This is a genomic window from Priestia sp. 3CA3, assembly GCF_056836725.1.
Map to the genome: position 1 here is coordinate 82,617 of NZ_JBXENJ010000001.1, position 20,895 is coordinate 103,511.

The 20,895-nt window shown below is 38.7% G+C and carries 19 protein-coding genes and 1 other annotated feature; of the genes, 11 read left to right on the top strand and 8 right to left on the bottom strand.

Annotation, left to right across the window (positions count from 1 at the left end):
* Positions 1-262: 262 nt before the first annotated feature.
* From ccpA to motS, 3 genes are read left to right on the top strand one after another with little or no spacing between them, the layout of a single operon-like run.
* A complete protein-coding gene (gene ccpA / locus AC1VNJ_RS00420) occupies positions 263-1,261 on the top strand; it encodes a catabolite control protein A (protein WP_013059493.1) in 999 nt (332 codons plus the stop codon).
* Between the two features lie 53 nt (positions 1,262-1,314).
* Positions 1,315-2,118, top strand: a complete 804-nt coding sequence (motP, locus tag AC1VNJ_RS00425) for a flagellar motor protein MotP (RefSeq protein ID WP_482640231.1) — start codon at positions 1,315-1,317, stop codon at positions 2,116-2,118.
* Positions 2,108-2,764, top strand: coding sequence for a flagellar motor protein MotS (motS, locus tag AC1VNJ_RS00430; protein ID WP_028411813.1), 657 nt, complete (start codon positions 2,108-2,110; stop codon positions 2,762-2,764). The genes motP and motS overlap by 11 nt, the downstream gene beginning before the upstream one ends.
* Positions 2,765-2,793: 29 nt before the next feature.
* Here motS and AC1VNJ_RS00435 read toward each other — a convergent pair whose 3' ends face one another.
* The 3 genes from AC1VNJ_RS00435 to AC1VNJ_RS00445 are packed head-to-tail and all read right to left on the bottom strand — an operon-like array spanning position 2,794 to position 5,261.
* Positions 2,794-3,957: an acetoin utilization protein AcuC gene (locus AC1VNJ_RS00435; RefSeq protein ID WP_028411812.1), complete on the bottom strand. Its 1,164-nt coding sequence runs from the start codon at positions 3,955-3,957 to the stop codon at positions 2,794-2,796.
* Positions 3,957-4,598 carry an acetoin utilization AcuB family protein gene (locus AC1VNJ_RS00440; RefSeq protein ID WP_028411811.1) on the bottom strand — a complete coding sequence of 214 codons (642 nt, stop codon included), beginning with the start codon at positions 4,596-4,598 and terminating at the stop codon, positions 3,957-3,959. The genes AC1VNJ_RS00435 and AC1VNJ_RS00440 overlap by 1 nt, the downstream gene beginning before the upstream one ends.
* A 30-nt stretch (positions 4,599-4,628) precedes the next feature.
* Complete coding sequence (locus AC1VNJ_RS00445) at positions 4,629-5,261, bottom strand: hypothetical protein (RefSeq protein ID WP_028411810.1); 633 nt, start codon at positions 5,259-5,261, stop codon at positions 4,629-4,631.
* Positions 5,262-5,545: 284 nt separating this feature from the next.
* Here AC1VNJ_RS00445 and acsA point away from each other — a divergent pair, with 284 nt between their 5' ends.
* Positions 5,546-7,261, top strand: coding sequence for an acetate--CoA ligase (gene acsA / locus AC1VNJ_RS00450; RefSeq protein WP_028411809.1), 1,716 nt, complete (start codon positions 5,546-5,548; stop codon positions 7,259-7,261).
* A gap of 139 nt (positions 7,262-7,400) precedes the next feature.
* Positions 7,401-7,611 (top strand) — a binding site (T-box leader).
* Between the two features lie 73 nt (positions 7,612-7,684).
* Complete coding sequence (gene tyrS / locus AC1VNJ_RS00455; protein ID WP_028411808.1) at positions 7,685-8,944, top strand: tyrosine--tRNA ligase; 1,260 nt, start codon at positions 7,685-7,687, stop codon at positions 8,942-8,944.
* Between the two features lie 72 nt (positions 8,945-9,016).
* Here the strand turns inward: tyrS and rpsD are convergent, their stop codons facing one another.
* Both rpsD and AC1VNJ_RS00465 read right to left on the bottom strand, forming a co-directional pair.
* Positions 9,017-9,619, bottom strand: a complete 603-nt coding sequence (gene rpsD / locus AC1VNJ_RS00460) for a 30S ribosomal protein S4 (protein ID WP_013059485.1) — start codon at positions 9,617-9,619, stop codon at positions 9,017-9,019.
* 417 nt (positions 9,620-10,036) lie between these two features.
* A complete protein-coding gene (locus AC1VNJ_RS00465; RefSeq protein WP_482640232.1) occupies positions 10,037-10,516 on the bottom strand; it encodes a GAF domain-containing protein in 480 nt (159 codons plus the stop codon).
* Positions 10,517-10,733: 217 nt separating this feature from the next.
* Here AC1VNJ_RS00465 and refZ point away from each other — a divergent pair, with 217 nt between their 5' ends.
* The gene (refZ, locus tag AC1VNJ_RS00470) at positions 10,734-11,381 is read left to right on the top strand and encodes a forespore capture DNA-binding protein RefZ (protein WP_013059482.1); all 648 of its coding nucleotides are present in this window, start codon (positions 10,734-10,736) and stop codon (positions 11,379-11,381) included.
* On the opposite strand, the gene hisJ is transcribed toward refZ, so the two are convergent.
* Positions 11,373-12,167 (bottom strand): histidinol-phosphatase HisJ, encoded by a 795-nt coding sequence (hisJ, locus tag AC1VNJ_RS00475; RefSeq protein ID WP_098627520.1) that lies wholly within the window; start codon positions 12,165-12,167, stop codon positions 11,373-11,375. The genes refZ and hisJ overlap by 9 nt on opposite strands.
* Positions 12,168-12,380: 213 nt before the next feature.
* Between hisJ and ezrA the strand changes: the two genes are divergently transcribed.
* Complete coding sequence (gene ezrA, locus AC1VNJ_RS00480; RefSeq protein WP_013059480.1) at positions 12,381-14,072, top strand: septation ring formation regulator EzrA; 1,692 nt, start codon at positions 12,381-12,383, stop codon at positions 14,070-14,072.
* Between the two features lie 30 nt (positions 14,073-14,102).
* Here ezrA and brnQ read toward each other — a convergent pair whose 3' ends face one another.
* On the bottom strand, positions 14,103-15,458 hold the full coding sequence (brnQ, locus tag AC1VNJ_RS00485) for a branched-chain amino acid transport system II carrier protein (protein ID WP_033579604.1): 1,356 nt from the start codon (positions 15,456-15,458) through the stop codon (positions 14,103-14,105).
* A 222-nt stretch (positions 15,459-15,680) separates the two neighbouring features.
* Between brnQ and AC1VNJ_RS00490 the strand changes: the two genes are divergently transcribed.
* From AC1VNJ_RS00490 to AC1VNJ_RS00505, 4 genes are all read left to right on the top strand, one after another.
* Positions 15,681-16,823, top strand: coding sequence for a cysteine desulfurase family protein (locus tag AC1VNJ_RS00490; RefSeq protein ID WP_482640233.1), 1,143 nt, complete (start codon positions 15,681-15,683; stop codon positions 16,821-16,823).
* A 6-nt stretch (positions 16,824-16,829) separates the two neighbouring features.
* A complete protein-coding gene (gene thiI / locus AC1VNJ_RS00495) occupies positions 16,830-18,041 on the top strand; it encodes a tRNA uracil 4-sulfurtransferase ThiI (protein ID WP_028411805.1) in 1,212 nt (403 codons plus the stop codon).
* Positions 18,042-18,130: 89 nt separating this feature from the next.
* On the top strand, positions 18,131-18,319 hold the full coding sequence (locus AC1VNJ_RS00500) for an alpha/beta-type small acid-soluble spore protein (RefSeq protein WP_013059477.1): 189 nt from the start codon (positions 18,131-18,133) through the stop codon (positions 18,317-18,319).
* 123 nt (positions 18,320-18,442) lie between these two features.
* Positions 18,443-20,035 (top strand): amidohydrolase, encoded by a 1,593-nt coding sequence (locus tag AC1VNJ_RS00505; protein WP_482640234.1) that lies wholly within the window; start codon positions 18,443-18,445, stop codon positions 20,033-20,035.
* 23 nt (positions 20,036-20,058) lie between these two features.
* Here AC1VNJ_RS00505 and AC1VNJ_RS00510 read toward each other — a convergent pair whose 3' ends face one another.
* Positions 20,059-20,859: an NAD kinase gene (locus AC1VNJ_RS00510; RefSeq protein WP_028411802.1), complete on the bottom strand. Its 801-nt coding sequence runs from the start codon at positions 20,857-20,859 to the stop codon at positions 20,059-20,061.
* Positions 20,860-20,895 lie beyond the last annotated feature (36 nt).

Below are 20,895 nucleotides of genomic sequence, written 5' to 3' on the forward strand. Positions count from 1 at the left end.
TTCGCGATTCACTTTTTTTATTTACTTACTATACATCGTCTTTTACATTGTTACATATAAACTGGTAAAATTGTCTTTGCACACGTAATAATAAGGGCATAACAGGAATGATTTAGATGCATACAGGGTATCTAAGCTGTATGTAAGAGTGAAGGAGCTAGAAATAGCCATTCTATAAAGGAAGATGGATTTATATACGTAAATACAAGAAATGAAATAAGGATAAAATAAACGAAATGTTTTTCGATAAGGAGTGTTTGTTGTGAACGTAACAATTTATGATGTAGCAAGGGAAGCAAGCGTGTCGATGGCAACGGTTTCTCGTGTGGTAAACGGAAATCCAAATGTAAAACCATCAACTAGAAAAAAAGTATTAGAAACAATTGAAAGACTAGGCTATCGTCCGAACGCAGTAGCGCGTGGATTAGCCAGTAAGAAAACAACGACAGTAGGAGTTATCATTCCTGATATTTCAAATATTTTCTATGCAGAGTTAGCGCGTGGAATCGAAGATATTGCAACAATGTACAAGTATAATATCATCTTAAGTAACTCCGACCAAAATCAAGATAAAGAACTTCATCTTTTAAATAACATGCTTGGTAAACAAGTAGACGGAATCATCTTCATGAGTGGGAATGTAACGGAAGAACACGTAGAAGAGTTAAAAAAATCACCGGTTCCAGTTGTACTTGCAGCATCAATCGAATCAACTAACCAAATCCCATCTGTAACTATTGATTATGAACAAGCAGCTTTTGATGCAGTGCAATCACTAATTGACAGCGGTCATAAAAATATTGCATTCGTTTCAGGTACGCTAGAAGAACCGATCAATCATGCGAAAAAAGTAAAAGGGTACAAGCGTGCTCTTACTGAAAGCGGATTGCCTGTACGCGATTCTTATATTGTAGAAGGAGACTACACGTACGATTCAGGTATTGAAGCAGTTGAAAAACTATTAGAAGAAGATGAAAAGCCAACTGCTATTTTCGTTGGAACGGATGAAATGGCATTAGGCGTTATTCACGGGGCACAAGATCGCGGGTTGAATGTACCAAACGATCTAGAAGTTATCGGTTTTGATAACACAAGACTTTCAACAATGGTTCGTCCTCAGTTAACATCTGTTGTACAGCCAATGTATGATATTGGTGCAGTAGCGATGCGTCTCTTAACGAAATACATGAACAAAGAAACGGTAGACAGCAGCATTGTACAGCTTCCTCACCGCATCGAGTTCAGACAATCAACAAAATAATACCTGTGAATGAATAAGAACGAATCCAAAGTTCAGACACGGGGAGATAGAATATGAAAAAAATTGATATGCTCACACCTATAGGGATACTAATTGGTATCTCTATGGTTGTGTTTGGGGTTATTTCAAGTGGAGGAATGAGCGGTTTTTTAGCTTTTATTGATGTGCCATCGATTTTAATTGTACTGGGAGGCGTTTTTGGTACGCTGTGCGTGAGCTTTCCGTTAAAACAATTAAAAAATATGGGAAGAGTAGGGACACAAGCGTTTCAATCGAAAGAAATAAACGTAGAAGAAATTGTAGGAACATTTGTACATTTATCGGAAAAAGCGCGTCGAGAAGGGCTTCTATCGCTAGAAGCAGAGCTTGAACAAATCGATGATTCATTTGTGAAAAAAGGTATTTTGCTAGCCATTGATGGAGTAGAACCAGAAATGATTCGAGAGCTGCTTGAAGCTGAAATAGCTGCAGTAGAAGAAAGACATACGAGAGGTAGAAGTATGTTTGAAAAAGCAGGCGATTATGCCCCCGCTTGGGGAATGATTGGGACGCTCGTTGGGCTAGTGCTAATGCTTAAAAGCCTTAATACCCCTTCATCGCTTGGGCCTAACATGGCAATTGCTCTTTTAACGACTTTCTACGGGGCGCTGCTTTCAAACTTGTTTTTTCAGCCAATCGCAGCTAAATTAGCTGGTAAAACGGAGCATGAGCTTTTTGTTAAAGAAGTGATTATTGAAGGTGTCATCGGCTTGCAGGCGGGGCAAAATTCTCGCTTTGTGCAAGCAAAGCTAAAAGTATTTGCCCCTGTTGAAAAACGAAAGCTGGAAGAAAAGAGAGAACACGTTCGTGAAGCGTAGAAGAAAAAGGTATTCGGCACAGTCGCCAAAATGGATGGTAACATTTGCTGATTTGGTGACGTTAATATTAGTTTTTTTTATTTTACTATTTTCAATGTCTAGCGTTGATAATCAAAAGTTTCAGACCGTTGTCAATTCGCTTACAAGCGGTGGCTCATTAGCTTCTGTAGAAAAGAGCCAGCAGTCTCAAAAGCTGGATAACATTTTAGCGAAAGTGCAAAATTACCTGAAGGAAAATAAGCTTCAGAATGTTATTACTGCTAAGCGAGATGAACGCGGAGTTGTGCTTATTTTACAAGAACAGGTGCTGTTTGAAACAGGACAGGCAGACATTTTGAAGAAAGGCACCCCTTTCCTGGATGAATTAGGAAGGTTATTCAGTACTATTCCAAATGATATTAAAGTAGAAGGTCATACCGATAATCGACCTATTCACACCTATCGTTATCCATCTAATTGGGAACTATCGGCAGCGCGTGCCAGCGGCGTCATACGTTATTTAACGAACCACTTTTCTCTTTCTGCTAACCGCTTTGAAGCACTTGGATACGGAGATACAAAGCCGCTTGTTCCGAACACGTCTAATGACAATTTACAAAAAAATAGACGCGTCGAAATTATTATTTCAGATCCCGAAGCACAGTGAAAAAGGCCATACGTTTGTATAGCCTTTTTTTAAGAATGAGATGTATGAGAACGAATAGGATAAAGAGCGCGCTCAAGAGTTTGAGCGTTTTTTTCTGTTATTTCTGGTTTTCTTGGAATTGGCTGATAGATATTAGGTTCATCATCCCACTGCGTGCAAATGGGGTGAGGCGATACTTTTGTCCATTTTTCAAGCCATGATAGAGGAAGCATGCCTTCTGCCTTTCGTTCAATCATTTCAAGCCAAATGAATGACCAAGCCCGAGGAACAACCCGCCAAATATCATAACCTCCTCCGCCAACCGCAATCCATCTTCCCTGACAGTATTCATGGGCAATTTCATGAGCAATTTTAGGAATCTCACGGTATATTTTCGTGGTGCCGCATAAATGAGTGAGCGGATCGTAATAATGAGAATCGGCTCCATTTTGTGTCAAGATAACATCTGGTTTAAAAAAAGCAGCTACTTCTTTTAAAGAGGTCTTATAAACGTCGAGCCAAGACTCATCTTCCGTATAAGCATCAACAGGCACATTAAATGAATAACCATAGCCTTCACTGTGCCCGCGTTCGTTAACGTTTCCCGTGCCTGGAAACAAGTAGCGTCCCGTTTCATGAATGGAAAGAGTACAAACGGAAGGATCGTCATAAAATGTCCATTGCACGCCGTCACCATGGTGAGCATCTGTATCGACATAGAGGACGCGCGCGTTGTACTTTTGCTGCATATATTTGATGGCTACCGCGCTATCGTTATAAATACAGAAGCCGGAAGCTTTTCCTCGAAAGCCGTGGTGCAATCCTCCTCCTAAATTTAGAGCATGCTTAGCTTTTCCAGTCATCACATAATCTACAGCCGTAAGTGTACCCCCAACTAAAAACGCACTGGCTTCATGCATGTTGGGAAACATAGGTGTATCTTCTGTTCCAAGACCAAAATCTGCTGCTTTTTCAACAGAAAGCTCGCCGCTTCCTGCTAATTTTACCGCTTGAATATAGCTAGTATCATGGACAAGCTGAAGTTCTTCATCAGATGCCATCCGCGGTAATACAATATCTTGATTGCCTAAAGCGCCAAATTCCCGTAACAGTTCATATGTTAGTTGAACACGAAGCTGGTTAAACGGATGATTATTGCTGAATTTGTACGAAAGAATATCATCTGAATAAATAAATACAGCATTACTAGTCATTACGTCATCTCCGGTAATTTAGGCCATAGCACCTCATAGCCGTTTTCTTTTAATGTATTTATACTAATCAATGGATTAATAGCTTGAATGCGAAGCACAAGGATTTTATATCGTTCATCTACATCAGGGTAGACAAGTACGCTTAAGATGTTTGTTCTCTTTGAACCAAAGAGGGATGTAACTTCAGCGAGCACGCCAGCCTTATTTTCTACTTTTATTTCAATTTGTGAACCTGGCTTATTAGTGCCGGTAAGCTGAATAAACGTATGTAGTAGATCTCTTTCGGTAACAACTCCTACTAACCGCTTGTTTTTTGTGACGGGAATACAACCGATTTGGTGTTCATAAAAAATGCTTGCAATTTCTTCAACAAAATCAAGAGGGTGAGCTGTAATGACTTCTGTTTTCATAATCATCCGCACGGGTTCGGATAGAAGAGCAGATGTATAAGTATTATCTAAAATAGATGGACTTGCATCTCTTACGTCTCGATCAGAAATGATGCCAACTACGTGATGAAGGTCATTAACGATAGGAATATGTCTAATCTTATGTGTATCTAAAAGTTTCATAGCTTCAGCAATCGTATGGTCGGGGGTTAAGGTAACGAGATCGGTTTTCATCATCTCTTCAACAATCATCAGACACAGCTCCTTTTCTTAAAGGTCAGCTCAATACATAAAGCGATTTCGAAAGCGCAGGCTATCAAATTCTTGTATGCTTTCTTGAGGGACTCTGCTCCCGATTCTTACCATCAAACAATTAGCAGGGTGGGAGCTAATCTCCGGATCATCTGTGGCAAACCACGTCAGTCCGCCTTTATTCATCATTTTCTCCATAATTTTGCGGTAATCCCACACATTTAGCCCTGTTCCTTTTAAATCCCAATGCCAGTAGTATTCTGTCGTAATGACAATATAATCTTCCATTGCATCATCCATCATAGATACGATAAGCAAGTTTTTGCCAACAGCGTAGCTGCGAAACGGGGCAGCTACCTCTATAGCTCCTAATTCGATTAAATTCTCCATATTTCCTTCCGACCATCGTTCTAGAGGATCGGGATATAAAAAGGTGACATAACCAATGATTGTATGATGATGACGAGCAATAATGATTCTACCTTCAGGCAAGTTGGCAATCTCGATCAATGCTTCTTTTTGCTGTTCAGGTGGACGAAAGGCCGTTAGTTGCTCATGAAAATCAAGTTGTTGCAAGGTTTGTGAGGAGACAGGTCCTTCAATAACAATTGCTCCAACCGCTGTTTTTAGTTCTTTCATATTGTATGTTTGGGAATGTTTCACATGAATCACCACCTTCAAGCAGTCTTATCTGTATTATAATACAAAAAAAACTCTACATTAAAGCGTTTTCAAAAAATTAAATAAAAGAAAAGGAGTTTTTTCAAAAACATAGAATAGGAAATTAAAAGAGATTCTTGTTAATTCGACACTTATATAACAAAGGTTGTCATATAACAAGGGAGACTATTATCCCAATTCCGACAAATAATTTTTATAAAATTGTGAAAAGTCTATTTTTGTTATATAATAGGTTTGTAAATTTTATACATAAGGGGGAGTTTGTGATGAAGGTGGAAGCGCTTCCTGTAATTGAAGGGGTATACAACTTACAGGACTACGATAAAACGTATCAAACCTTTGACTGGTCACAAGTGGAGAAGGAATTTTCATGGCATGAAACAGGTAAATTAAATGCAGCTTATGAAGCAATTGATAAGCACGCAAACTCTACGCGTAAAAATAAAGTTGCGCTTTATTATCGAGATGCGCAGCGCAATGAAAAATATACATTCAAAGAAATGAAAGAATGGTCAAACAAAGCCGCAAACGTGCTAAAACAAGCAGACGTAGAGAAGGGAGATCGTGTGTTTATCTTTATGCCTCGCTCTCCGGAACTTTATTTTGCATTGTTAGGCGCGGTGAAGCTTGGCGCTATTGTTGGTCCTTTGTTTGAAGCATTCATGGAAGGTGCAGTAAAAGATCGTTTGCAAGACAGTGATGCAAAAGTGTTAATTACAACGCCTGAACTGCTGAGCCGCGTTCCGGTGAAGGATTTGCCAGCTTTAAAACACATTCTCCTTGTAGGGGAAAATGTAGCAGAAGAAGGCATTCAACTAGATTTTCTGAAGCGATTAGAAGCGGCGAATAAAGAGGTGGAGATTGAGTGGGTAGATAGAACAGATGGTATGCTGCTTCATTATACATCAGGTTCAACTGGAAAACCAAAAGGGGTGCTTCACGTTCATAATGCAATGCTTCAGCATTATCAAACTGCTAAGTGGGTGCTCGACTTAAAAGATGACGATGTGTATTGGTGTACAGCAGATCCGGGTTGGGTAACGGGAACTTCCTACGGAATTTTTGGTCCTTGGCTTGCTGGAGCAACAAATGTGATTGTAGGAGGACGCTTTAGTCCAGATGCATGGTATCAAGCACTTGAAGATTTTGGCGTAACGGTTTGGTACAGTGCGCCTACAGCATTTCGTATGCTAATGGGTGCTGGCGATGACTTAGTTAAACGCTATGATTTAAGCAGCCTCAGACATGTATTAAGCGTGGGAGAACCATTAAATCCTGAAGTGGTACGCTGGGGAATGAAGGTTTTCCAAAAACGTATTCATGACACGTGGTGGATGACTGAAACTGGAGGTCAGACGATTTGTAATTACCCGTCTATGAAAATTAAACCAGGATCTATGGGAAAACCTATTCCGGGTGTACAAGCAGCAATCGTTGACGATCAAGGACAAGAGCTTCCACCTTATCGAATGGGTAACTTAGCAATTAAAAAAGGCTGGCCATCTATGATGCATGCAATTTGGAACAACAAGGAAAAGTATGAGTCATACTTTATGCCAGGCGACTGGTACGTATCAGGTGATTCCGCGTATATGGATGAAGACGGTTATTTTTGGTTCCAAGGCCGAATTGATGACGTTATTATGACCGCAGGAGAACGAGTTGGTCCATTTGAAGTAGAAAGTAAGCTTGTTGAACACCCTGCTGTAGCAGAAGCGGGTGTCATTGGTAAGCCTGATCCTGTGCGTGGGGAAATTATTAAAGCGTTTATCGCACTTAGAGATGGGTATGAATCTTCAGATGAACTGATTGAAGATATTCGTCAATTTGTGAAAAAAGGGTTAGCTGCTCATGCAGCTCCACGTGAAATCGAGTTTAAAGATAAGCTACCTAAAACACGAAGCGGTAAAATTATGCGTCGCGTTTTAAAAGCGTGGGAATTAGATTTGCCAACGGGCGATTTGTCGACGATGGAAGACTAAGGAGTAAACGTTTCAATCTTTGTAGGGAAAATAAGTGATTTTTATAAAGTTCAAACAGCCAGCTGTTTGAACTTTTTTTTGGACTTGAATTTTAAAATGAAATCATTCATAATTGTGGGGTGTAAACTTTTAAATAAAATAAACTGCAGTGATAGGAAGAAGTAATACTTGTCTCCCTGTTTAAGAGAGCTGATGGTTGCTGAAAATCAGTACATAGACAAATATGAAATACGTCCTTGAGCATCTTTTGTGAACTTACAGTAGCAAAAGACGGGTAGACCGTTACATCATTTAAGTGGGAAATAATTTATTTCCAAATAGGGTGGTACCGCGATATTTTCGTCCCTTCTTTTTTAAGAAGGGGCGTTTTTTATGTTGTTCAACAAATTGTAACGAGCAATTAGATAAAGGAGAGAATATAACATGGATATTTTACAAGATCTTGAGTTTCGAGGGCTCATTAATCAACAAACGGATGAAAAAGGTTTAAATGAACTTTTGAGTAAAGAGTCTGTTCGTTTGTACTGTGGATTCGATCCAACAGCCGACAGCCTTCACATCGGCCACATGCTTCCTGTTTTAATTTTGCGTCGCTTTCAACAAGCTGGACACCAACCGATTGCATTAGTTGGTGGAGGTACGGGTCTTATTGGAGATCCAAGCGGTAAAAAAGCAGAGCGTACGTTAAATGAAAAAGAAACGGTTGCTATGTTTAGTGAGCGTATTAAAGGTCAGCTTTCACGCTTCTTAGATTTTGAAGAAGGTGAAAATGCAGCGGTTATTGCGAATAACTATGACTGGATTGGCACGTTAGATGTTATTACATTCCTACGAGATATCGGTAAAAACTTTGGTATTAACTACATGATGGCAAAGGATTCTGTTCAATCTCGTATCGAATCAGGCATCTCATTTACGGAATTCAGCTACATGATTTTACAATCATATGATTTCTTGAACTTATACCAAACGTATAACTGTAAGCTTCAAATTGGCGGCAGCGACCAATGGGGAAATATTACAGCTGGCTTAGAATTAATTCGTAAATCAGAAGAAGATGCAAAAGCATTTGGATTAACAGTTCCGCTTGTAACAAAAGCAGACGGCACGAAGTTCGGTAAAACAGAAGGCGGAGCAATTTGGTTAGACGCTGAAAAAACAAGTCCGTATGAATTCTACCAGTTCTGGATTAATACAGATGATCGTGATGTTATAAAATATTTAAAATACTTTACATTCTTATCACATGAAGAAATTAATGAATTAGCAGCATCTGCAAAAGAAGCGCCTGAAAAACGCGAAGCACAAAAAGCACTAGCAGCGGCGATGACTACGCTTGTACACGGTGAAGAAGCTCTTGAGCAAGCCATTCGTATTTCGCAAGCTTTATTTAACGGAAGTATTTCAGAGTTAACAGCAGAAGAAATTAAGCAAGGATTCAAGGATGTTCCTTCTTACACGCATACAGGTGAAGATATTGGTTTAATCGATTTACTTGTAGAAAGTAAAATCTCTCCTTCTAAACGTCAAGCGCGTGAAGATATTTCAAACGGTGCGATTTACTTAAACGGTGAGCGTGAGCAAGATTTGCAAAAAACAGTAGGAGCAGAAGACCGTATTGAAGGTCAATTTACAGTAATTCGTCGAGGCAAGAAAAAATATACGCTTATTCAATACGCATAAAAAAAGGCCGAAAGGCCTTTTTTTGTATAAAGACAGTAAAAAAGCCGCTCCATAGGGAACGGCTTTTTACTATTAACGAGAGTAGAACTCTACGATTAGTGCTTCGTTGATTTCAGCAGATAATTCAGAACGCTCAGGTAAGCGAGTGAATGTACCTTCTAATTTCTCAGCGTCTACTGTTAAGTAGTCTGGTACGAAGTTGTTAACTTCAAGCGCTTCTTTCACGATTGAAAGGTTGCGAGATTTTTCGCGAACACCGATCACTTGACCAGGTTGTACACGGTAAGATGGGATGTCAACGCGTTTACCGTCAACTAAAACGTGACCGTGGTTAACTAATTGACGAGCTTGACGACGAGTGCGTGCAAGACCCATACGGTATACTAAGTTATCAAGACGAGCTTCTAAAAGAATCATGAAGTTCTCACCGTGCTTACCAGTTAATTTACCAGCAGCAACGAATAAGTTACGGAATTGACGCTCAGTTACACCATACATGTGGCGTAATTTTTGCTTTTCTTGTAATTGTAAACCGTACTCAGAAATTTTCTTACGTTGACCTGGGCCGTGTGGACCTGGAGCGTAAGGGCGTTTTTCTAATTCTTTACCTGTACCACTTAGAGAAAGACCTAAGCGACGAGAGATTTTCCAACTTGGACCTGTATAACGAGCCATGATGACTCCTCCTTGTTTGTGTTTTTATTTTATGCAAAACAAAAACAGACACATTCTAGCGATATGCTCATTTTGTTTTCATGTACCATCGCTCTAGCAGCAGAGAGTTACACGATACACCATCTTTTTAAAAGAATTGCTACTTCTGTAAAACAACCTTTTAATGAGGAACAAAATGAAAAAACATAAAGAAGATTGTATAAGCTGCAATATTTCACACAACGATTATTATAGGTGTTTCCTCGTATAAAGTCAAGGAAGATTGAAGATTAAAAGAATGTAAAAGAAAGGATATATTCATTTGAAGTATGAAAAGAGAAGAAAGAACCTAAGAAAATGGTGGTGATGGCTAATCAAACGTTTGTTTAATAAGCAAAAACCGCTGATTTGCAGCGGTTTTTTTTTGCTTATTCATATTTAAAGAAAAGAAGTGAGTTCTTTGACGAATTCTTCAAGATACTGTTGATCGATTTCATCAAAGCGATTTTTGATTGGACTGTCAATATCAAGAACACCTAAAAGCTGACCGTCTTTTACAATTGGTACAACGATTTCAGATTGAGAAGCGGCATCACATGCAATGTGGCCAGGGAAGGCGTGAACATCTTCAATTCGCTCTGTTTTTTGATTTTGAGCTGCTGTACCGCATACGCCTTTTCCAAGTGGAATACGAACGCAAGCCGGCAGTCCCTGGAAAGGTCCAAGCACTAACTCCTCGTCTTCCATTAAATAAAAACCTACCCAGTTTACTTCATTTAAAAATTGATTTAGCAGAGCTGAAGCATTTGCTAGATTAGCAATCGTATTGCTTTCTCCTTCTAATAAGGCGCGTAATTGCTTAATTACTAACTCATAATCTTTTTGTTTTGAGCCGCTGTAGTTTTCGACATTAAACAATGTATTCTCCTCCATTCAACATAAGATTTAATGAATTTTTATCAGGAAACGTCAGTTTTAACGCTACTTTGTCGATAAAAGATTACAGGAACTAAAAAGCCTATCACGAATTATGTAGAGAGGCTACTAAAATCCTTTTTAAATACTGTAACGATTTCTACACAATTTTGCAATCATATGTGTTTTGTAAAAATAAATCGAAATGAGGTGTAGATAGATGGCTGTACAGTCAAAAACGAAAGAGAAAATTATTGATGCGGCTGTTTCTCTTTTTAACGTAAAAGGTTTTGATGGTACGTCGGTGCGGGAGATTGCAGGAAAAGCGAAAGTGAACGTAGCGAATATTTCATATTATTTTCATAGCAAAGAAGGATTACTTGAAAGTTTAGTGATTTCTTATTTTGAAGGTTATATTGGGGTGCTGGAGCAAGCATTCCAAGAAATGAAAAAGCTGTCTTCAACAGAAAGTATGATCGTAATGATTCGAGCTATCTTACATTACCAGCACGAAAATAGGCATATTGCCCGTCTTGTATATAGAGAAATCTCTCTTGACACGATTTTAATTCGAGAAGTTATGACTACGTATTTAACCAAGGAAAAATACTACTTAAAAACAATTCTTGAAAGAGGGATGAAAGAAAAGGAGTTTCGAAAGCTGCACGTTTCCTTTACAATTATTGAGCTTAAGGGAATGCTCTCTATGCCTTATCTTCATCCTCAGTATCTAAGTGAAGTTCTTCATATATTGCCTCACGAACCGTATTTTGTTCAGCAATATGCGATTGAGCTTGAGCAATGGGTGCACACAACGGTATGTTTGCCATATGAACGGACAAACAAACTGCGCGTTCAATTATCCTAAATGGAGCTCTCCATAGCCTTGGCCTAAATCCTTCGCACAGTGGGCGTCTGACCCATATACGAGAGGGATTTTTTTCTGTTGGGCTGCTTTTACGACAAAGGGAGATGGATACGCTTCCTTGCACAAAGGTTTAAACAACCCTGCACCATTATAATCCAACGCCAGATCTTTCATTTTTATTTCATCGAGTATTGATAAAATAATAGGGGAAAGTGTGTCTTCATATGGAAAGCGAGTTTGAAATTTATGTACGAGTGTCATATGACCAATGCGCTTGGGCTTATAAACGCCTAAATTGGCCTGTACAGAACGTAATACCGTGTTGTAATACTTATCATATACTTTGCTTACGCTGCCGAATTTCTGTACAATATGTGCAAATACGTCAGCGCTAAAATCCAGGCAGTCATATTCTTCTTCATATTTTAAGAAGTGAACCGAAAGGATGCTGTCATCGAGATAAGGACCATATTCGTTTAAGAACTCTGTTGTTTCGTGTTCAAATCCTTCAATAAAGTCAACTTCCAACCCGATATTAATACGAATATCGCGCTCAAATTCTTTTTTTACTTGCTGTACGTTTTGAATGTAGCGATCAAGTTTGTCAGGAGCCATTCCGCTGTCTCGATCAGGCGTCGGATCAATGAAGCTTTTTGGTAACGGAGCATGCTCTGTAAACGAAATCTCGCCAAAGTTCAGGGAAATCGCCTGTTCAACATATTGTTGCAATGAATCAGGCGAACCGTGTGGGCAAAATGGAGTATGAATATGTTTGTCAACTTTCATAAAAAATGCCTCCTTTTTTCTTCTTTTTCCATTGTAACGACACAAAGTGACTCCATGCCAATATTTTGTATAAAAAAATTTAATTTTTTGCTCAAAAGTTGGGCTTTACATGGTATCATAAAAACATTGACGCAAAAAAATTTAAAGGATTAAATTCACCCTTTTTATAAATAAGAAACTTGTCATGTAGAACGCACTGTAAGGGGGCTTAGTATGGAATTCATTATAGCACTAATCATACTCATTATCGGATTAGTTGTGTACGGAATGTTTTCACGTAAAAAGATTTATCAAGAAATTGATCGCCTGGAAACGATCAAAGTCGAATTAGCAAATACGCCAGTTGCAGAGGAAATTTCAAAAGTAAAAGAATTGAACATGACAGGTCAAACTGAAGAGCTATTTGAACGTTGGCGTGAGCAGTGGGATGAAATTATATCAACTAATCTCCCCAAAATTGATAAAGAACTGTTTGAAACGGAAGAAGCAGCAGATAAATACCGATTTAAAAAAGCGAAGCAGTTATCTATACATATTGATCAAGCCTTAGAACAAACCAAGATAGATATTGAAAACATACTTACTGAACTTCAAAATTTAATTGGTAGCGAACAAGATAATCGATATGATATTGAGGAATTAAATCAGCTTCACCGCCATGTGAAGAAAAAATTGCTCGCACATCGGTATTCCTATGGAAATGCTGAAAAAACGTTAGAATACGCAATTAATACATCTAAAGAGCAGTTTAAAAAATACGAGGAAGAGACGATTAACGGAAACTATCTTCAAGCACGTGAGATTGTTCTTCAATTAAAAACTGATTTAACAGCTATTGATTCGTATTTAGAACAAATTCCGAAAGTGTTAGTTGAGTGTCAGACCACTCTTCCTGTTCAATTCAATGAGCTGCTTGACGGGTTCCGCGAAATGAGTGAGCAGGGATATGTGTTAGATCATCTGCAAGTAGAAGAAACGGTAGAGCTTTTAAAACAAGAAACTGCTGAAATTATTGCAGATATTGAAGAATTATATGTGGAAGAAGCGATTACAAAACTAGATGATGTTAACGAACGCTTAGAGCAGTTATATGACTCACTTGAGCATGAGGTTTTCTCCTATCATAAAATGAACCGTGAATCTCATACGGTATCTAACTTCCTTCGTATGCTTCAAGAACGAAACCGTGAACTTCGTGAAGAAACGCTATTTGTACAGCAGAGCTATCATTTTAAAGAGCGCGATTTAGACGTATATTACAAAATGGATCGCGAACTAAAACGATTAACTAACTTGTACTATAATATTTCGGACAAGGTAGCGGAGCACAATTTAGCCTACAGTGTGATCCAAGAAGAACTCGAAGACGTTTCCAAACAGCTTAATCAATTAAAAGAATCTCAGGAATCCTATAGCGATATGCTACAAGCTCTTCGCAAAGATGAGCTCTCAGCTAAGGACAAAATAGAAGAACTGAAGTCTCAGTTGATTGAAGCACGACGCCTTATTCAAAAAAGCAACCTTCCCGGTGTTCCTGAAGAATATAAAGTGCAGCTTGAAAAAACGGTTCATATCTTAAATGAAGTAACCGCTAAGCTGAAAGAAAAACCGCTTAATATTCAAGCTGTTCAATCTTTACTTGAAGATGCTGTTGGTTTTGTTCAAGATACATTTGATGAAACAGAGGCAATGTTAGAGGAAGCGCGACTCGTTGAAAGAGTGATTCAATACGGGAACCGTTATAGAAGTACTCATCACTCGATTGCACAGTCTTTAGAAGAAGCAGAAGAAGCATTTCGTCATTATGAATACAAAGAAGCGTTAAAACAGGCATCTGCAGCTATTGAGCAAGTGGACCCTGGTGCGCTTGATCGTATACAGCGTATTGTATCTTCACAGAGTTAAAAAGCTCGTGTCCTTTGGACACGAGCTTTTTTATGATGCTTTTCTTTGTATACTATCCGTGTGATGTGTACCTCTTGCAATGCTAATAATATAGCCTATGAAGGCAGCAGCAACTGTTGGAATAAGCCAGCCAAGGCCTTGGCTATAAAGGGGCAAATAGTTTTTGAAAAAATCGTCTATGCTTGTTAAGATAATTCCTGCTGCTTTTAACCCGTCAAAAATGCTCAGAATCGAGCTAATGATTACGGCTGTCACATATACTTCTCGACCGAACGAAATGGCTCTTTCAATTAATGATAAAGCAATTAGCGTAATGGCAATAGGGTATACAAAGGTCAAAATAGGTATGGAAATAGAAATTAATTGAGTAAGCCCTACATTTGAGATAACAGCACTAAACAGCATTAAAATGACAACAAATGTTTTATATGACATGCTTGGCACCAGCTGCGTGAAAAATCGTGCGCAAGCAGAAGTTAATCCGATGGCTGTCGTTAGACAAGCAAATGTAATAGCAAGTCCTAAAATAATGGTACCAAACGAACCGAATAATGTTGTAGCTACAGCTGTTAAAATAGCTCCTCCATTTTCTTTCATACCAATTGCTTCTACGCTTGAAGCGCCGACATACGCGAGAGAAAGATAAACGATAGCTAACCCAGCAGCAGCAATCAACCCGGCTTTGATACATACCGAAGCGAGTGTTCGTTCGTCCGTTACGCCTTTTTCCTTAATACTGTTGATAACAACGATGCCAAATACGAGAGCTGCAATTGTATCCATTGTCAAATATCCATCAATAAAGCCGCCCGTAAATGGAGAGGCTATATATTTGGCGTGAGGTTCTTGAAAAGAACCCATAGGTGTCATTAAACTTTTGATAGCTAAAAGAGCTAATACTGCGAGCAGTAAAGGAGTTAGAATTTTTCCTATGCGATCAACAATTTTAGTTGGATTCAATGATAAATAAAGTGTTAGTCCAAAGAAAATAACGGTATAGACCATTAAAGGAATCTTGCTTGCAACCGCATTTTCTGATAAAAATGGGGTCACACCGATTTCAAACGCTACTGTATCCGTTCTGGGTATACCAAAAAAAGGGCCAATTGCTAAGTAAAGCAATATAGTAAAAGAAATCCCGAAAATAGGGTGAACTTTTTTAGCTACTTCGGTAAAGTTTCCATTGCTTTTAGAAACAGCGATTATCCCCATAAGCGGAAGTCCTACCCCTGTAATGAGAAAACCGATAATGGAACTCCAAGTGTGTGTTCCGGCTTGCTGTCCGAGCAAAGGAGGGAAAATCATATTTCCCGCTCCGAAAAAGAGAGCAAACAGCATAAGACCGATGGCGAGTATTTCTTTGTTAGTGAGTGCTTTGGTTTTCATAATGCCTCCTAGTGTTTCTTATGTTGATGATTAAATTTTCTGACTTTTTAAAAACTAAAAGTACGTGATACATACTACCACATTTATGGAATCATATATAGGTTTTTTTGAAAAAATCTAAATATTTTATCAATAATAAAAGGAACGCCTAATTTAAAAAAATACCAAGGTGTGGTATGATAATACGTTGTTCCGAAAAAATGAAGAAGGGGGCGCGCATCCTTGATTTATTTAGATAATAGCGCTACAACAAAACCCTATAATGAAGTCATAAAATCTTTTACCAAAGTAGCTACAACTTATTATGGCAATCCATCGTCCCTCCATCAATTTGGCGTACAGGCGGAGAATTTGTTGAGCCGTTCACGTGAGCAAGTAGCAGAATTGCTGCACGTATCGTCAAATGAAATTATCTTTACATCAGGAGGAACGGAAGGGAATAATTTAGCTATTAAAGGCGTAGCGATGCAATATAAAAGCCGAGGTCAGCATATTATTACGACAAATATTGAACATGATTCTGTTCATGAACCATTTAAGCAGTTAGAAGCACTAGGGTTTCATGTGACGTATGTTCCGGTAGATTCAAATGGATTTGTGTCACCTGCGGCTATTGAATCAGCTATTACGGATGAAACCATTTTAGTATCCGTTATGCATGTAAATAATGAAATTGGCACCATTCAGCCAATTGAAGAAATTGGACAGATGCTCACGAACTATTCGAAGGTGCTTTTTCATGTCGATCATGTGCAGGGGATTGGAAAAGTTCCGCTTTCTTTAGCAAATCATAAAATTGATTTATGCACATTATCAGGACACAAAATTCACGGCTTAAAAGGAACGGGGATTTTATATAAACGGAATGGAGTTCAGCTTCATCCGTTGCTTAGCGGAGGCTCTCAGGAAATGCAGCATCGATCAGGCACGGAAAATGTTCCGGGAATCGTAGCATTTGCTAAAGCACTTCGTTTAACACTTGAACATGCAGCTCAGAATCAGCAAAAATTGCAGAAAATAAAAGCAGAACTGATGGACAAACTTTCTGCTCACGAAAGAATCACGATTAATACGCCGAATGAGCATTCAGCTCCCCATATTATAAATTTTACAGCGCAAGGTATTAAAGGTGAGGTTTTTGTTCACGCTCTTGAAGAAAAAGGAGTGTTTGTATCAACTACATCTGCCTGCTCATCAAAACGAAAAAAGCCAAGTAAAACGCTTTTAGCTATCGGTAAAAATTACGAAGAAGCCGATCAGTCCATTCGTTTGAGCTTGTCAGGATTAAATGACTATAATGAAGTAACGCCCATTATAAATGCTATTTTCACAGTAATTGAAGATCTAAAGAAAGTAATGAGGTAAATAACTATGATATATAACCATATTTTAATTCGATACGGAGAAATTTCCACTAAAGGACAAAATAGAAAAAAATTTGTTGCGCAGCTAAGAAAAAATATTGTAACGGCTCTTAGTGCATTCCAAAACATTCACGTAAAATACACAAGAGACCGCATGTATATTCACTTAAATGGTGAAAATCACGAGCCTATCATTGAACGTCTTCAGCAAATCTTTGGTATTCAAAGTTTTAGTTTAGCATTAAAAGTTGAAAATGAACTTGAAGCCATTCAAGAAGCAGCGCTAGAAGCAATGAAAGAATTTGATATAGAAGGAAAAACGTTCAAAGTATCTACTCGAAGAGCGTACAAACAATTTCCTCTTGATACAAACGAATTAAATTATGCAGTAGGAAGTCATATTCTACGAAATACAGAGCATCTACAAGTAAATGTAAAAGAGCCAAGCGTAAATGTACGAGTAGAAGTGAGAAGTGAAGCAACGTATATTACATGTTTTGATTATCGCGGAGCAGGGGGTCTTCCAGTTGGTACGAGTGGAAAAGCGATGCTCATGCTTTCTGGAGGAATCGACAGCCCGGTTGCAGGATACTTAGCTATGAAGCGCGGTTTAGAAATAGAAGCGGTTCATTTTTATAGTCCGCCTTTTACAAGTGAACGTTCTAAGCAAAAAGTAATTGATTTAACGCAAAAATTAACGGCTTATCACGAAAAAGTAAAGCTGCACATTGTACCGTTTACAGCTGTGCAGCAAGCGATTCAAAAACAAATTCCAGAGAATTATACGATGACTTCTACACGTCGTATGATGCTTCGAATTACGGACCTCATTCGTGAAAAAAATGAATCGTTAGCTATCGTAACTGGAGACAGCTTAGGGCAAGTAGCTAGCCAAACTGTTGAGAGCATGTATGCGATTAATGAAGTGACGAATACGCCAATTTTGCGTCCGCTTGTGACAATGGATAAAACGGAGATTGTTGAAATTGCCCGTAAGATTGATACGCATGAAATTTCGAATCGTCCGTATGAAGACTGCTGTACCATTTTTACGCCAAGCTCACCTAAAACGAAGCCAAAGCGTGAAAAAATCAATCGATACGAACAATTTTATGATTTTGAAACATTAATTCAAGAAGCGGTAAATAATGTAGAAACGCTTGAAATGACTGCTTCTTCGGCTACAAATACGGCAGAGAACGTCGAAGATTTGTTTTAAAAGTAAAATTTCATAAAATTACCAAAAGAGATCATGTATGAAGCCATGTGTTTTGACACAATCTATATTCAACAAGGAGGTGAAAACACATGGCAAACACAAACAAATTAGTAGCTCCTGGTTCAGCAGCTGCTATCGACCAAATGAAATACGAAATCGCTTCTGAATTCGGTGTAAATCTTGGACCAGAAGCAACAGCTCGCGCTAACGGATCTGTTGGTGGAGAAATCACTAAACGCTTAGTTCAAATGGCTGAGCAACAACTTGGTGGTAAATAAGTCATATTAATTAAATAATGATGGCTAAAAAGAGTGGGGGAAACCTCACTCTTTTGTCTTGTTTGTTTTGTCACGTATAATAGAGACAAGATCAAGCTTTATAAAGTAAAGGAGATGTTGGCGATGGGGACTTTATTTTACGGCGGCAAAATATATACGATGCTAAAAGAAGGTGAGCATGTAGAAAGCGTATATGTTGAAAAAGGATTCATTGAAGATATAGGCGCAGAAGAAGATCTAAGAATCAAATGGGGTGCTGAGATTGACAAAGAAGTACACCTCAAAGGACACCCAATGTATCCGGGCTTTGTCGATAGCCACCTTCACTTAATTGGTCACGGTGAAAAGCTTCTTCGGCTTGATTTGTCTCAAGCTACTTCTCGGGAAGAGGTGTTAAGGCTCGTTCGGAAAAAAGTAGAGAGTACGCCAAAAGGAGAATGGGTAATTGGAGAAGGGTGGGATGAAAATCAGTGGGAAGATTCCTCTTTGATTCAGTATCAAGATCTTGATCAGCTGTCAACTGAACATCCTATTATGTTGAAGCGAGTCTGTCGTCACGGATTAGTAGTAAACGGGACTGCTCTTAAAATAGCCGGGATTACAGCTGAAACACGTGACCCGGAAGGAGGTATTATCCAGAGGGATGAAGCTGGAAATCCTACCGGTTTTTTTGCTGATCAAGCGCAAGAATTAGTAACGGCTCATATTCCTAAAGTATCAGAAGCATACATTCGACAAGCGCTTTCAGTAGCCATTAAAGATTGTGTTCAGCACGGATTAACGGGTGGACATACGGAAGATTTAAATTATTATGGAGGCTTTTTGCGTACATATCAAGCATTCCAAGACGTTATTCATAAAGAAAAGCAGCTGTTTCGTGCTCATTTACTTGTTCATCATGAAGCTGTAGATGATATGTATACATACTGTGAAGAAAAGAAAGACACATCCGATTTTATTGAAATAGGGCCAATGAAGATTTTTGCTGATGGTTCGCTCGGCAGTCAATCTGCGCTTTTAAGCTTTCCTTACAAAAGCGACCCTTCTACAAGAGGTGTAGCTATTCAATCACTAGATGAATTAAAGCAGCTAGTGAGGAAAGCGAGAGAATTGGGCATGACCGTTGCAATTCATGCGATTGGGGATTTAGCGTTTCAATACGTAGTGGAAAGCATCGAACAATATCCTCCTCAAACAGGGCAAAGAGATCGTATCATCCATGCGCAGATTTTACGAAAAGATTTAGTTGATCTTGTAAAAAATCTTCCTGTTGTATTGGATATTCAGCCTCGATTTTTAGCCAGTGATTTTCCATGGGTCATTGAAAAAATTGGAGAAGAGCATTTGGATTATTGCTATGCGTGGAAAACGTTATTGGACGAGGGCGTTATGTGTGCAGGGGGATCGGATGCGCCTATTGAACCTATCAATCCAATGTTAACGATTCATGCAGCGGTTTCAAGAAAAACTTCTCCAAACAGCTCGGTCGTTTACATACCTTCTGAGCGACTGACTGTATTTGAAGCTGTTCAGCTGTTTACGTTAGGAAGCGCGCAGGCCATTCATCAAGAGCATAAAAAAGGATACGTTCAAAAGGGTTATGTAGCTGATTTTACCGTATTAGAAAGAGATCTGTTTGAGATACCTGCAGATGATATTCCAGGGGTACGGGTGCAGATGACTGCTATTGATGGAGAAATTGTATATCAAAAATAAAAAGCGCCCAAGGGCGCTTTTTGTTATAGAAATGTACGCTTAACTCGTTGCCAGAAAGAGTTATCTTTCAGCTTAACCGTTTTAATTTGACGGTCGCTTAAACGAATTTGAACTTGATCAACTTGACGTGCATTTAATGCTTCGTTATCTATTCCAATAATTGGATTGTGGTTGTTGTCATTGGATAGTTTTAAAGTGAGCGTATGCTCAGCGCTTAGGATGAATGAAGATCCTAATGTACGATAGTTATTATTATTTAACGATGCCAATTCGCTGACTTGCATACAAGGAATTAACGGATCAACTACGGCTCCATTTACTGATTTATTATAAGCCGTACTGCCTGTTGGTGTTGAAATAATCATCCCATCCCCACGGAATGTTTCAAAGTGATTTTCGTTAATAAAAACATCTAGACTGAATGTTTTTATAACACCTGATCGAATGGAACATTCATTTAAGCAATAAAAAGAAGTTCCTTGATCAATTTGAGTTTGTAAAACGGGAAATCGACGTACTTCTATATTTTCTGTTGTAATAGCTTCAATCATTTTATCCGTTTCATCAATATGAAAATCGCAGTAAAAGCTTAGCTGATCTGAAGTTGTGACACCAGCATATAAGCAGTCATCTCGAAAGCCAGATTGACGGACAGCCTGCAAGAAAGCTCCGTCACCGCCAATACTTACAATGATGTTAGCGCTGTCGAAATGGTCTACTACATGAAAATCATATTGTTTTGCAAGTTCAATAAGTGGACTTACGAGCGCCTTTGTTTCCTGGTTTTTTGGATGAAAGAAATAAACGTTGCGACGATTTGGCATAGATAGTTCCCCCTTGTTTGTCTGATATGTAAAATA

Bases quoted from the DNA above. Each gene is read 5' to 3' on its own strand.
- motP (WP_482640231.1), top strand. From the start codon at position 1,315: ATGAAAAAAATTGATATGCTCACACCTATAGGGATACTAATTGGTATC.
- AC1VNJ_RS00435 (WP_028411812.1), bottom strand. From the start codon at position 3,957: ATGACTAGTAATGCTGTATTTATTTATTCAGATGATATTCTTTCGTAC.
- AC1VNJ_RS00440 (WP_028411811.1), bottom strand. From the start codon at position 4,598: ATGATTGTTGAAGAGATGATGAAAACCGATCTCGTTACCTTAACCCCC.
- acsA (WP_028411809.1), top strand. From the start codon at position 5,546: ATGAAGGTGGAAGCGCTTCCTGTAATTGAAGGGGTATACAACTTACAG.
- tyrS (WP_028411808.1), top strand. From the start codon at position 7,685: ATGGATATTTTACAAGATCTTGAGTTTCGAGGGCTCATTAATCAACAA.
- rpsD (WP_013059485.1), bottom strand. From the start codon at position 9,619: ATGGCTCGTTATACAGGTCCAAGTTGGAAAATCTCTCGTCGCTTAGGT.
- refZ (WP_013059482.1), top strand. From the start codon at position 10,734: ATGGCTGTACAGTCAAAAACGAAAGAGAAAATTATTGATGCGGCTGTT.
- hisJ (WP_098627520.1), bottom strand. From the start codon at position 12,167: ATGAAAGTTGACAAACATATTCATACTCCATTTTGCCCACACGGTTCG.
- ezrA (WP_013059480.1), top strand. From the start codon at position 12,381: ATGGAATTCATTATAGCACTAATCATACTCATTATCGGATTAGTTGTG.
- brnQ (WP_033579604.1), bottom strand. From the start codon at position 15,458: ATGAAAACCAAAGCACTCACTAACAAAGAAATACTCGCCATCGGTCTT.
- thiI (WP_028411805.1), top strand. From the start codon at position 16,830: ATGATATATAACCATATTTTAATTCGATACGGAGAAATTTCCACTAAA.
- AC1VNJ_RS00500 (WP_013059477.1), top strand. From the start codon at position 18,131: ATGGCAAACACAAACAAATTAGTAGCTCCTGGTTCAGCAGCTGCTATC.
- AC1VNJ_RS00505 (WP_482640234.1), top strand. From the start codon at position 18,443: ATGGGGACTTTATTTTACGGCGGCAAAATATATACGATGCTAAAAGAA.
- AC1VNJ_RS00510 (WP_028411802.1), bottom strand. From the start codon at position 20,859: ATGCCAAATCGTCGCAACGTTTATTTCTTTCATCCAAAAAACCAGGAA.